Here is a 13,353-nt window from a genome sequence, read left to right as displayed (position 1 = left end):
CTTTTTCTTTCTATTATTTTGCAACCACTGTCTCCCGCACCTGCGCTACCCAATGGCCTGGCGTTACTTCTACCAGTTCAGCTTGATCGAGTTGATATGCCTCACGTCGATCTTCTTGTGCGGACAAAGTCTCGCGTTTTTTCTGCCGTTCAATCGCTGGGTCAGGGATTGGAATGGCAGCGAGGAGTGATTTTGTATATGGGTGTTGCGGATTAGCATACAGTTCTTCACTTTCTGCGAGTTCAACGATTTTCCCACCGAACATGACGGCTACACGGTCACTAATATGTTTGACCATTGAGAGGTCGTGGGCGATAAATAGATAGGTTAATCCAAGCTTTTGCTGTAAGTCTTCAAGTAATTTAACGACTTGTGCTTGGATGGATACGTCTAGTGCAGAGAGTGGTTCATCACAGACGATGAATTTTGGTTCAACGGCGAGTGCGCGGGCAATCCCAATTCGCTGTCTTTGTCCCCCTGAAAATTCATGGGGATAACGCATTGCATGCTCCTTCTCCAAACCTACCATTTCTAGTAATTCTTCAACGCGTTTCCGACGTTCTTGCTTATTTTTTACAAGCTTATGAATATCTAGTGCTTGCCCGATAATATCAATTACTTTAAAGCGCGGGTTTAACGAAGCATAAGGATCTTGAAAAATCATTTGCATATGCCTGCGCATCATCTTCATTTCCTTTGCTGTTAGTTGATTTACAGGAATACCCTGGTACAACACTTCACCAGCGGTCGGTTCGTTTAATCTTAAAATCGCACGCCCGGTTGTGGACTTACCTGAACCTGACTCCCCGACAAGACCAAGTGTCTCGCCTGGCTGAATAAAGAAGCTAATATCATCAACTGCCTTCAATACTTGGCCTTTGCCTAAATCAAAGTGTTGTTTCAATGATTTCACTTCGAGAAGAGGTTCATTTGCATTAATATGCTCGCTAATACGCGGAGCTGGTTTTGCTTTCTTTTTCTCATGAAGCTTTGGTAAAGCATTGAGTAATCGTAATGTATAAGGGTGAGTGGCTTGCTCAAAAATTTCTTCGGTGGTGCCTTTTTCAACAATTTCCCCGTCTTTCATGACGACAACACGGTCACACATGCCAGCAACAACGCCAAGGTCATGGGTGATTAAAATAATCGCAGTGCCAAATTTTTCTTGCATATGCTTCATTAGGTTCAGTATTTGCGCTTGTATAGTTACATCAAGTGCTGTTGTTGGTTCATCAGCGATCAGGAGCTTAGGACGACAAGCAAGAGCGATAGCAATCATTGCCCGTTGCCGCATCCCGCCAGAAAACTCATGTGGGTATTGAGCAAAACGAACTTCTGGCTTTGGAATCCCTACTAATCTTAAAAGCTCAATTGCTTCAGCCTTTGCTTGTGTTTTAGGTAATCCTTTTGTATGTTTAAGCATCGTTTCAGTTAATTGTTGACCAATACGCATCGTCGGATTCAACGATGTCATCGGATCTTGGAAAATCATGCTAATATCTTTCCCTCTGATCGCTTCCATTTCTTGATCACTTGCATTGACTAGATCTTTACCGGAAAATATAATCTCGCCGTCTTTTAAAAGGGAAGGAGGAGACGGGAGTAGTCTCATAATCGAGCGGGCAGTCACACTCTTGCCACTGCCTGATTCACCGACAATGCCTAATGTTTCTCCTTTATTGACAGTTAAGCTGACACCTTTCACAGCTTCAAATTCCTTCTCTCGAGACATAAAGGATACTTGTAAATTTTCTATTTTTAATAACGGTTCCACATTCTCCACCTACCAAACTTTGATGTTTACTCTCGAACGATATTGACAGTCATATTATACTAGAATTAAAATATAGTATACAACTAGGAATTATCGGGACTAGAGGGGGTGAACGGATGAATGAATACAGTGAAAAATGCGCCACAAAGACATTCATCTAGCGTTCCAAATGTGCTTTCGACACTCAGTCAAACCTTTGGGAAAATGAACCAATACCCATTTTTAAAATGGGGGATGTTGATTATAGGTTTACCAGTTTATGTAATTAGCTTCATTATTTACCTAATGAAGAGAAAAGATGATGCTTATCAGCGGTTATGGCATGAACTTCATCAAGCATGTACAGATGCCGGATTAAAAGAAAAATTAATTACAAAGCATTTAGAACAGCAAAGGCGAAAGCAAACTTTCTTTCAGCAAAAGATAGACGAGTTGAAGATAAAACAAGTAGCTGAAAAGAGAGCAGAAGATGAATTTCTTCAGATAGTAGAGGATAAAGTGCAAGAGGAATTAGCGCAGCGAGGAGAAAATCAATTAACTTTCTCAGGTATCATGCGGACATTATTAAAACATCCAGTATTTGTTGTCCTTACGTTCATACCTGGATTATTGTTCTATATCCTTATTTTCTTGTATATGAATCCGTATATAAAGTATATCTTTGAAAGGCTTGTTTCCACCCTGTTTGTCATTATAGGGGTCGCTTTTTTTGTGTTTACGATTTTGTATATTTCACCGTTTGATCCAGCTGCCAATATTTTAGGAGTAACGGCTACGAAGGAACAAATCGCAACATTTAACCAGATTTATGGGTTAGATCAACCGTATTGGGTTCAGTTATGGCAAGCCATTCAAGGTATTTTTACATTTGACTTAGGCGCTTCTTTTGCCGGAAATGAAAATGTTGTTGATGCCATCGCTAGAAAAATTCCAATTACATTATTTTTAACGTTTATTGCCTTAATTTTAGCGGTTGTTATTGCTATTCCCATTGGGATCATTTCCGCTACAAGGTCTAATACGTTTTTAGATTATACGCTCATGTTCGTAGCTTTAATTGGATTATCGATTCCGAACTTTTGGCAAGGTTTAATCTTTATTTTAACATTTTCAATTGAGTTACAGTGGCTGCCGGCTACTTTTACACCAGGCAATTTACTTTCGATCATCATGCCAGCGGTTGTTCTGGGAACCGGTTTAATGGCTTCCATTGCTCGGATGACTCGTTCATCTACGCTAGAAGTCATTCATGAAGATTATATTATTACTGCAAGAGCAAAGGGGCTTAATGAGCGCCGAATACTATGGCGTCATGCTTTTGGAAATGCATTGATTCCAATTATTACTGTAATTGGTTTAATGTTTGGCGGTATGCTCGGTGGAGCTGCTGTTACAGAAAAAGTTTTTAATATAAGCGGAATTGGCAGTTATATTGTTGATAAACAGTTTATCCCTGATATTCCCGCAATTATGGGCGGTGTTGTATACATTGCCATTACAATCTCATTAGTGAACTTATTCATTGATATTTTATATGCATTTATCGATCCAAGAATACGTTCAAAAATGAAACAATATTAAAAGTAGGTGCAGCATGTCTACTCATAAAGATAGCTTGTTAAAAAAATTCGCCTTAAAGGCGACATCTGAATATACGCAGGCAAACTTTGCCCTTGTTGTCTCGATTGCCTTAACGCTGATTTTTCTGCTTGCAGGCATTGATTTTTCCGCGGGGGCAATCAAGCCATTTTTCTTTACTTTATTTATTGCCTATGCCGTTTTCTCTATCATTCAAGCTTTTATTGCTTATCAAGTAAAGCGGGATTTGAAAAGAGATGGCGTTATTCGCGCATCGACAAGAATTTGGGGTTATATTCAGCTATTAAGTGTACTGGTGGGGAATATTTTCACAACCGCTTTTGCATTTGGGCTCATTAAAAAGAAAAAAAACCCACAATACTTATTTACAATGTTTATGTTGATGACGCAATTCTATTGTTTGGCCGTATCTGCATTAAACTTATTTAAACCGTATGTAGCGAACACGTTTTTAATGGGTATGTTTCTGTTACTGGTCATTTTTGTTTTCCAGTTGGTTGTACTATTCCTTGTGATAAAGGATAAAGGCCAGTCACCGAAATGGAAGTTATATGTTGGGATTTTATTGATTATCACTTCATTTACTGGGAACTTATTTGCCCTTGCCTTAGGTCTATTTATGCTATTAGAAGTGCTTAGCAAAACGCCATCTACTGTTGCCAAATGGTATACGATATGGGAGAAAATTGCGAGTAATATGACAGCGATGCTAGGATTATTTTTCATTCTGTTTATTTTCACCTTATCGATTTGCAGTTATTGGACCTTTGATTATGATATGGCGATTGAAAATAATTATGGTGCTACATTACAAATGCCGAGTCTTGCCTATCCTTTAGGTACAGATAATTTTGGTCGCGATGTTTTTTCCCGCATTGTCTTTGGGGCGAGAATATCTCTGATTGTAGGGGTATTATCAACCTTAATTCCGTTTGTGGTTGGTGGGATTCTAGGAGCGATTTCTGGTTATTATGGAAAACGAACGGATAATATTTTAATGCGCTTATTAGACGTTTTATATGCGATTCCAGGTATTTTACTTGCGATTGTTATTATCGCAGCTTTCGGAGCAAGCACAACGACACTAGTGATTGCCTTAAGTGTTGGTTCCATTCCAACATATGCAAGAACAATGCGAGCAAATGTGCTGATGATTTCCAACATGGAATATGTCATGTCGGCTCGTGCGCTGGGAGCAAGTAATTTATCGATTATTTTTAAACAGATTGTCCCAAATAGTCTGGCACCAATGATTGTAAAGGCAACGTTAACAATCGGAGGCGCAGTGATTGCCACAAGTAGTTTAAGTTACTTAGGATTAGGAATTGAGCCGCATATACCGGAGTGGGGGAATATCTTAAAAGTAGGTAGTGCATATTTGGAATCACATTCTTACTTAGCCATTTACCCTGGTATTGCTATTATTGCACTTGTTTTATCGTTTAACTTTCTTGGGGATGGGTTGCGTGACGCACTTGACCCTAAGCTTGATTAATAAATTAAAAGACTTTCAGGGGGGAAAGCAGATGAAAAAGGCGGTACTATCATTCTTGTTAATATTTACATTAATTTTAACAGGATGTGTGAATACAAAATCTGATGTTGAGAATGAAGGTTCAGGTAGTGGTGATGGCTCTAAGCCAACAATAGAGATTCTTGGCATGAGCAGTAATGAAGAGGACATGAACATTGTTCGTGACCAATTAACGAAAAATGGTTTTGATGTAAAACTAAACATCCAACCTGACTATGGCAGCTTTACTGCACAACAAGATGCAGGAAACTATGATGTTGCTTTAACAAGTTGGACGACTGTAACAGGAAACCCAGATTACGCTGTGCGTTCATTGTTTATTAGCGACGGAGATTACAGCATTATGGCTGATAAAGAGATTGATGAGTTAATAAATAAAGCAAGTACTGAAACACCAGAAGAATACGCGAAAACATATAAGGAATTCGAGGAAAAACTTGTATTTGATAAAGCTTATATTGCACCATTATATAGCTCATACAAAACACAAGCATTGAATAAAGATGTGCTAGTACCAGATTCTGTTCGCCTTTCTAAATCCCGCTCTTTAGCATGGGAAACGATTGATTTCCAAGATGAAGCGAAGAGAGAAACAGATCCACTCGTATTGTCACAAACACTTTCAACATTAACTTCCCTTGATCCAATTAAAGGGAATGATGGTTCGATCAATATGTTAAATTCGAATATGTATATTCGCCTTGTAAACTTAACAGATGATGATGTTGTTACGGCTGATGGTTCCCTATCTCGTAATTTTAGTATTGCAGACGGCAATTCTGAGTATTATTTCTTATTAAGAGATGATGTTAATTTTGCCAAAGTTACTGATAAAAAAGTAGAAGAAACAGATGATCTTGTTGGTGCAGAGGATGTTGTCTTCTCACTAGAACGTGCGAAAGACAAAAATTCTGTACCAGATCACCGCACATATAGCTTACATGAGCATATTGAAACAGCTGAAGTGGTGACAGATGTTTCAGAATTAGAAAAGGTACAAACTTCAGGCGGCGAGGGAACGGTTAAAGCAGCACTTGAAGAAGGCTTAGAAACAGAGATTGCCGAGTTAGTGGCTGAAGATAATGCAGCAGACAATGCGTCAGGTAAATACCAAGTGGTGAAGGTAACAACAACTGAACCTTTCCCACAAGTATTAAACTATCTTGCGCACCAATCAGCAGGTATTGTATCAAAAGAACAAGTCGAATCAATCAATACGTATAAAGTAGAAGACTTTGATGTAAACAAGGACATCGCTTATGGTGACCAAAACACAATAACTGAAGGCGATAGCTATGACAATACGTTATATGCAAGTGGCCCATACATCTTATCTCATAAAAATGATTATGAAGCTGTATTCTACAAAAACCCAGGCTATATGACAGGTACCGAAAATGAACCAAACATTAACCAAGTAAACGTTCGATTCATTGCCGATATCGATAGCTCACTATCTGCCTTACGTAACGGAGAAACACATATTCAATACAGCGTTCCAGAAAATAAATATGAAACAGTGGAAGGCGATAGCAAATTACAATTACAAAGCATTCCAAGTAATGCTGTATCCTACCTTCTATTCAATACAGAAGGTCGTGCCGTTTCTGAAAGTGCCGATCTAAGAAGAGCTGTGCTTTACTCAATCAACCAAGAGGAAATCATTGATTACTACCAAGGTAATAAACTCAAAGCCTCATCTACAGTAAGTCCACTCGTAGACACTGGCAATGAATTAAAAGCCGATGCGGATAAAGTGAAGGAATTCTTAGGTAAGTATCAAGCTGAATAATGGAGAGAAACGAAAGATGCCCCTCACAGAAGTTCTAGTGGGGGGCTTTTTTATGTGGCGTCATCGACTTCATCGTTTATGGCGGCAGATGATTTACTTGCGTTTAAAAATCAGTGAATGGCCGCAATCGAACGTATTGCCAAAGTTCAAAGCGAAAAAAGGCTCAGAACAAGAAAATTAGTAACGCAGGAACATTCTAAAACTATTTACGCTTATCACCAAATCCATTGTATTGATTTCTGCAACAATCTTTTTACCTTTCCCCCATTGCCAACAAACCATTCGTGTAATCCACTAGCTTTTAAAAATAAAATAAAAATTTTAGTAATCAAATAAACATTTTTTAACATTATATGGTATATTTTACTTGTGGTAAAAAGAATCGGCTATCGTTTTTGGAGTGCTTTTAAAATTTTTATGAAGACATTAACAAAGTATGAACAATTAAAAATTTGATATTGGAGGGAATTATGTCTAATACTCTAATGAAGACAATCGATGATGATGAATTCAGTATTAGTGTAAAAAATTTAACTAAAAGTTTTAAAAACCAAAAAGTTATTGAAAACTTAAATCTCAATATTCATGCAAAAGAGATACATGGGATTATTGGTAGAAATGGAGCAGAAAAGACCACATTGATTGAAAGTATTGTCGGTTTTAACGAAATTGATCAAGGTGAAATTCGCCTATTAAACTTTGACTCTAGTATAAATAGAGAAGAATTGATGAAACATATCGGGATTCAACCCCAAGTAGCTAACCTTTTACCTAGGCAAACAGTTAATGAAACAATATATTTGTTTAGTAGTTTTTATAAAGAGACAATGGAACCAAAAGAAATAATGGAATTGCTTGAGTTGACAGAAATATCGGCGAAAAGGGTGAAAGATTTATCTGTCGGCCAAAAACAAAGATTATTGGTAGCGTTGGCTTTAATCGGCAATCCTAGTTTAATCATTTTGGATGAACCTACCACGGGAATTGATCCTCAAATAAGGCAATTAATTTGGAATGTTCTTCGAGGGATTAGGAATGAAGGTTGTACAATTGTATTAACTACTCACTATATGGAGGAAGCAGAAAAACTTTGTGACCGTATCTCAATATTACATGACAAAAAAATAATAGTTTCTGGGACACCTAAAGAGATTATAAATACCCATAGGAAAAAAACTTCTGACTCATTAGAAGATGTATTCTTATACTTAACTGGGAGTAATCTAAGGAAAGAGGTTGATTAGGAAATGAGTAGTCAAAATGTTGTGAAAAATTTAATGATCTCTGGTCTAAAAGAGATTATTCGCGAGCCTAAAATTTTGTTTTTTACATTGTTTTTTCCTCTCTTTTTTCTTGTGTTATTTTATAGTATGAGCTCTATCATGGGGCCATCAGTAGAATCTGGACTTTCTTTTATTGAATATTTATTTCCGGGTATTCTCATTTTTGCATTGATTTCTATCGGATTTCTCGGAACATCGGAACCAATTATTGAAATGAGAGAAAAGGGAATCCTCAAGACATTTAGAACCACCCCTCTAAAGGAAAGTACATTTGTGATTTCCCAAATCATGGTTCGCCTGATTTTAGCCGCAGTACAAATTCTTATTTTTGTAATCGTAGGTGTATTTTTAGATGTACTAAACGTATCTAATATCATTCCTTTTTTACTGATTTCTTTATTAGGTATGTGTTTCATATTAATTTTAGGTTTTTTAATGGGGGGACTATTTAACAATACAGAATTGGCATCTGGTGTATTAAGCGTTGGAATGATGCCTCTTATTATGTTAAGTGGAGCTATGCTTCCATTGTATATACTACCTGATATATTTGAAACGATTTCTTACTTTATTCCGTTTACATACCTTACAGATATTTACCACCAGATATTATTTGATTTCGATGGAAAGTTGCCAATCTTAGGGAATATTTCAATTATACTTGGCTTAAGTATTGTTTTTTATCTAATTACAATTAAAACATTTAAGTGGCTCTGAAGTGAAAATAGACTAAACATATAAGAGAATAGACTTAGCAGTCCAGTTACTATGGTTGGTTTACAGCGAAAAATGTACTCTATAAGTAGATAATTAAAAAAGTCTACCTATAGGGTACTTTTTATGAAGTTATTGGTCTCGTCGTTGGCAGAGGAAGAACGGTAACATCTAATTTAAAACCGCAAGCTAGATCTAAAACTATTTACGCCCATCACCAATCAAATCCATTGTATTGAGTTCTGTGATAATCTTTTCGCATTTCCCCATTGCCCACAAGTAGTGCTTGGATGTATTAGCAGCAAAATAGCTATATAGATTGCCTGTTTTTGTCCATTTGTAATGCTTTTTCGTGATGACTTCTTCAGTGGTATGGGACCTGATAATGTTCATGATTCGCTCATGGCTTAATTTACCTTTTATGATTGCTTGGTTGAGTTTCATATCTTGGTAGTTTTCCTAAATTTGTTGATTAAGCTGTTGGATCTTGCGCCACTTATACCCGGGTGCCGGCATGGATGGTGTATCTCCGGCCATGCCTTCTCTATACCATCGTTCCAACATCGCATGCCATTCATATAGATGCATAAGAATATCGCGGAAATTTTTATCCCGGCCATAGTATACCCCTATAAACGATATTTTCTATTAAACAATCAGGTGTATTAATCCAACAATTGGAAAAAAACGAAACGCTTCTTTACTTATGCCCTTGTTGAAAAAGTGATACTTATGAGGACAGCGAGCATTCGATAAATTGTATTCAGTTTTCTAAATAAAGGATGCTACTACTGAAAATAATAACAAATTTTCCCTAGTTTTACATGTTGAGGATTTACCATTAATTGCTGTGGTCAATTAGCTAAAGAAACAGAATACTCGTGGAATGATGAGACTTATTTGACTATTTCTCATCACTTTACGAACCTTTCCCCCACTATGTTCAAAAAAATATTATAAATCGCTAAGATCTAATCCCTGAAGGAAATCAGAAATGAAATTATTTTTATTTCAAAAATAGTTTATACTAGGAATAGTAGTATTTATACTATTGTTAGATAGTATGGTCAGGCTATTTGTAAGCGTTTTAATGGAGCCTGAGATTACCAAGGAGGAATGACATTATGACAAAATTAAAAGATAAAGTAGCAATTATAACTGGCGGAGCTGGTGGAATCGGGAAAGTAACAGCGAAACAATTCCTAGATGAAGGAGCAACTGTCGTACTGGTTGATTTATTTGATGAAGCATTAGCCAATACAAAGGAAGAATTGCTGTCATATGGTGAAGTACATATCATTCAAGCAGATGTGTCCAAAGAAGCAGATGTCGAAAACTATGTTCGTGAAACAGTTGAACGATATGGAAAAATAGATATCTTCTTTAACAATGCTGGTATTGAAGGAAAAGTAGCTCCAATCACGGAACAAAAAGTGGAAGATCTAGATAAAGTACTTGCAGTAAATGTTCGTGGTGTATTCCTTGGCTTAAAACACGTTCTTCGTGTCATGAAAGAACAAGGATACGGTAGCATTATCAACACATCTTCTGTAGCGGGATTACACGGTAGTCCTGGTGTAACGCCATACATTGCTTCTAAACATGCAGTTGTTGGCTTAACCAAAGCCGCTTCCATTGAGGTTGCTCCATATAATGTTCGTGTAAATAGCGTTCATCCATCTCCTGTAAACACTCGTATGATGCGTTCACTAGAAGAAGGTATGGGAACAGATCAAGATGCGTTGGCAAAAGCGATTCCACTCGGACGATATGCTGAATCGGACGACATTTCAAACCTTGTCTTGTTCCTCGCTTCTGACGAGAGTGGCTTCATAACAGGTGGTCAATATCGTGTAGATGGTGGTATGGGCGCGTTATAGGAAATAGAGTTACATTACTCACGAAGGTGGTCTATAAAGACTGCCTTCTTTTTTTATAACCATTTACTATTGACTATAATTAAACGATATTTTGTATTATGAGGACAGCGAGCATACGGTTTCACTCTTCGAAATAAAGTATGCTACTATTGAAAATAATAACAAATTTGGTTTATTAAAACATTAAGACAACATTTTTTATAAAATACCTTGTTATTCGATGTATATCGTATTACAATATATTTAGTAACTTTCCAAATAAAGGAGAAAAAGAATGGATAAAGAGATTATGAAGGGCAGTATTGATATTTTGTTGCTTTCATTATTATCGAAAAAAGATATGTACGGATATGAGATGGTTAAGAGCTTAAAGGAAAACAGTCATGAGTTGTATAACATGAGTGAAGGGACATTGTATCCGGCTTTAAAGAGGCTGGAGAAGAATGGCTGGATTGAATCATATTGGGAAGATTCACAGCTTGGTGGTCGAAGAAAGTACTATCAATTAACAAACGGTGGAAAAACAGAATTAAGTAGGAAACTAGGCGAGTGGCAAAAAGTGAATGATTTGATTAACGTAACAACGGAGGGGCTCAAGTGGACAAAGAAATTGAATCCTATATCAAACAAATTGTAAATACTATTGATTGTAACCATGTTGAAAAACAGGAGATCATTGATGAAATGACTGACCATATTTTACTACTGAAACAAGAACATATGCTAAATGGCAAGAGTGAAAAAGAGGCCGTACAGTTGGCTCTAGCTGATTTTGGCAATCAGAAAAGCATTGCCCATGGGTATAATCAATCTATCTTCCCATTCTATCGACTCTTTAAGGTGAGTAGCTGGTTGCTGTTTTCATTGTTTGCGCTAGTCGTCTCATGGAAGTTAATTTTTGGTCGGCTTTTGGAGAGAGTGATGAATTATGCTAATGGTTATGGATATAATTTTTATTTTTTTTCAAGAGAAGAACAAATGAGCTTTTTTAACTTTAATTTTTCTGAATGGGGAATGAATTTGAATATTATCCCTTTTAAAACAACAATCAACTATCTGTTAAATGCTGATCTTTTTAATTTGGATATTATTATAACTAACACAATTGGAAATATCCTTATTTTTCTTCCATTAGGATTATTACTTCCGGTGCTTTTTAAACAATGTCGTCTTTTTTCAGTCGTAACCATCACTGCCATTACTGCGAGTTTTTCTATTGAGCTTCTACAGTTTTTCTTGCAAGTCGGGCAGTTTGATATTGATGATATTATCCTCAATACGATGGGGGCAATGATCGGTTATTTGATGTATAAAACTATCCTTAATGTGAATTTGTTCATAAGAAAAGCCAATTTAAAACTGAATAAAGGATAAAAGAGGAGTTGGTTCGAGTTTTCGGACTAACTTTTTTTAGGTATTTATTCTCAAAAATGAGATTTTTCATAAATAAACATTTTTAAACGAATTAACTAAGTGTATAATTACACTGAATTAAACAAAAAGAGGCATTTCATTTGTTTACTCCTTAGCACGCTATTTGTCATATTTGGTCAAGATTTTGCTTATTACCTTAATGCCATGTTGCCTAATAGTTATCCAATCACTTTCTTAACGATAAGCAGTTATTTATTTTATATGCTTAGGGTTGCGGTAACATTTTACAGAATAATTTAACATAAAATGTAGTTATTATAAGCTCATCATGTCAGGCTGGTCAACTTTTGTGTTAGCCGTGTGGTGGGGTTGAGAAAGGTGGAGATTATGTTGCCAAGTGATGAAGAGTTGATGATAGAAAAGGTGAAAAAGACTAGTAATAAAGTGAAAGAAGAAAGAAAAGAAGGGGAACCATCAGCAGCTTTTAAAGGTGCTTCATGGGCAGCGCTATTAATCGGTGTGGCGGCTTATATTATTGGTCTATTTAATGCCGCGATGGAATTGAATGAGAAAGGCTATTATTTTGCTGTTCTAATATTTGGATTGTATGCCGCAATTTCTTTACAAAAGGCGGTAAGGGATAAGGAAGATGGTATTCCTGTGACAGGTATTTATTATGGTATCAGTTGGTTTGCTTTAATTGTCGCCGTTTCATTAATGGCCATTGGGTTATATAACGCTGGCAGTATTATTCTAAGCGAAAAAGGATTTTATGCGATGGCTTTTGTCCTTAGTTTATTTGCAAGTGTGGCAGTACAAAAGAATATTCGCGATACACAAGCTGCAAGAGAAAGAGAATGACAGTGGCGATAGGGAAAATGCAGTAAATATAGCTATCTATTGCTTTTCCCTAAAATGAAAACAAAAAGGGGTGGTTAAATGCCTTCAGAAGATAGAAAGAAGAAGGAGTTGGAGAATCATCCCACAGTTACGCTAAATGATAGCATCAATAAAAGTCAGAGTCCATCACCTGATGTAAGTGGGATGGGTTGGAAAGATTTATTGTTACTCATAATCATTGCTATTGGGGGATTTTTCTTTTATCAGTGGTTCTTTTGATATCGGGAAGAACAGCTCTCAATAGAAGCCTTTATTTTCCCTTTGCTAACATAAGCATGTAATCAATCAACAATTTAAATCGGTGGTGATCATATCAATAAACAAACAATATTTAAACAGTTAGTGGAAAAAAGGGAAAACCTATATCATCCTATGCCATATGAAGACTTAGCAAAGATTAATAATAATTTTGGCTAACTGCTGCTGGAGAAAAAGGGATTTTTCTTGAGTAGTGATACACGATATAGACAAGTTAACATAACACAAAAAAATGGATGCGTAAC

Annotated in this window: 12 protein-coding genes and 1 pseudogene; 11 read left to right on the top strand and 2 right to left on the bottom strand. The window is 36.5% G+C overall.

Features of this window, described 5'->3' with window-relative positions; genetic code table 11:
- Positions 1 to 13: 13 nt before the first annotated feature.
- Complete coding sequence (locus H9655_RS22835) at positions 14 to 1,774, bottom strand: ABC transporter ATP-binding protein (protein ID WP_191813377.1); 1,761 nt, start codon at positions 1,772 to 1,774, stop codon at positions 14 to 16.
- Positions 1,775 to 1,894: 120 nt separating this feature from the next.
- On the opposite strand from H9655_RS22835, the gene H9655_RS09675 reads away from it, so the two are divergent.
- The 6 genes from H9655_RS09675 (at position 1,895) to H9655_RS09655 (ending at position 8,699) form a co-directional block, all read left to right on the top strand.
- Positions 1,895 to 3,355 carry an ABC transporter permease gene (locus H9655_RS09675; protein WP_191813375.1) on the top strand — a complete coding sequence of 487 codons (1,461 nt, stop codon included), beginning with the start codon at positions 1,895 to 1,897 and terminating at the stop codon, positions 3,353 to 3,355.
- A gap of 13 nt (positions 3,356 to 3,368) precedes the next feature.
- The gene (locus H9655_RS09670; RefSeq protein WP_191813373.1) at positions 3,369 to 4,868 is read left to right on the top strand and encodes an ABC transporter permease; all 1,500 of its coding nucleotides are present in this window, start codon (positions 3,369 to 3,371) and stop codon (positions 4,866 to 4,868) included.
- A gap of 31 nt (positions 4,869 to 4,899) precedes the next feature.
- Entirely contained in the window at positions 4,900 to 6,699 is a 1,800-nt protein-coding gene (locus H9655_RS09665) for an ABC transporter substrate-binding protein (protein WP_191813371.1), read from the top strand.
- Between the two features lie 52 nt (positions 6,700 to 6,751).
- Positions 6,752 to 6,880, top strand: a complete 129-nt coding sequence (locus H9655_RS22685; RefSeq protein WP_263600745.1) for a hypothetical protein — start codon at positions 6,752 to 6,754, stop codon at positions 6,878 to 6,880.
- 304 nt (positions 6,881 to 7,184) lie between these two features.
- Positions 7,185 to 7,943, top strand: a complete 759-nt coding sequence (locus H9655_RS09660) for an ABC transporter ATP-binding protein (RefSeq protein WP_225230525.1) — start codon at positions 7,185 to 7,187, stop codon at positions 7,941 to 7,943.
- Between the two features lie 3 nt (positions 7,944 to 7,946).
- Positions 7,947 to 8,699, top strand: a complete 753-nt coding sequence (locus H9655_RS09655; RefSeq protein WP_191813367.1) for an ABC transporter permease — start codon at positions 7,947 to 7,949, stop codon at positions 8,697 to 8,699.
- 198 nt (positions 8,700 to 8,897) lie between these two features.
- Here H9655_RS09655 and H9655_RS09650 read toward each other — a convergent pair.
- Positions 8,898 to 9,329, bottom strand: a pseudogene (locus tag H9655_RS09650) (ClbS/DfsB family four-helix bundle protein).
- 491 nt (positions 9,330 to 9,820) lie between these two features.
- Between H9655_RS09650 and H9655_RS09645 the strand changes: the two are divergent.
- The 5 genes from H9655_RS09645 (at position 9,821) to H9655_RS09625 (ending at position 13,069) form a co-directional block, all read left to right on the top strand.
- The gene (locus H9655_RS09645; protein WP_191813365.1) at positions 9,821 to 10,576 is read left to right on the top strand and encodes an SDR family NAD(P)-dependent oxidoreductase; all 756 of its coding nucleotides are present in this window, start codon (positions 9,821 to 9,823) and stop codon (positions 10,574 to 10,576) included.
- 274 nt (positions 10,577 to 10,850) lie between these two features.
- Positions 10,851 to 11,213 (top strand): PadR family transcriptional regulator, encoded by a 363-nt coding sequence (locus tag H9655_RS09640; protein ID WP_191813363.1) that lies wholly within the window; start codon positions 10,851 to 10,853, stop codon positions 11,211 to 11,213.
- Entirely contained in the window at positions 11,174 to 11,950 is a 777-nt protein-coding gene (locus H9655_RS22830) for a VanZ family protein (RefSeq protein ID WP_191813361.1), read from the top strand. Before H9655_RS09640 ends, H9655_RS22830 begins: the two co-directional genes overlap by 40 nt.
- A 411-nt stretch (positions 11,951 to 12,361) precedes the next feature.
- Positions 12,362 to 12,811: an inner membrane protein YiaA gene (gene yiaA / locus H9655_RS09630; RefSeq protein ID WP_225230546.1), complete on the top strand. Its 450-nt coding sequence runs from the start codon at positions 12,362 to 12,364 to the stop codon at positions 12,809 to 12,811.
- A gap of 78 nt (positions 12,812 to 12,889) precedes the next feature.
- Positions 12,890 to 13,069 (top strand): DUF6366 family protein, encoded by a 180-nt coding sequence (locus tag H9655_RS09625; protein WP_191813359.1) that lies wholly within the window; start codon positions 12,890 to 12,892, stop codon positions 13,067 to 13,069.
- Positions 13,070 to 13,353 lie beyond the last annotated feature (284 nt).

This window comes from Cytobacillus stercorigallinarum (genome assembly GCF_014836495.1).
GTDB classification, from domain to species: domain Bacteria; phylum Bacillota; class Bacilli; order Bacillales; family Cytobacillaceae; genus Cytobacillus; species Cytobacillus stercorigallinarum.
Note: the sequence above shows the minus strand (reverse complement) of the source record. Positions and strands in the feature narration are given on the sequence as shown.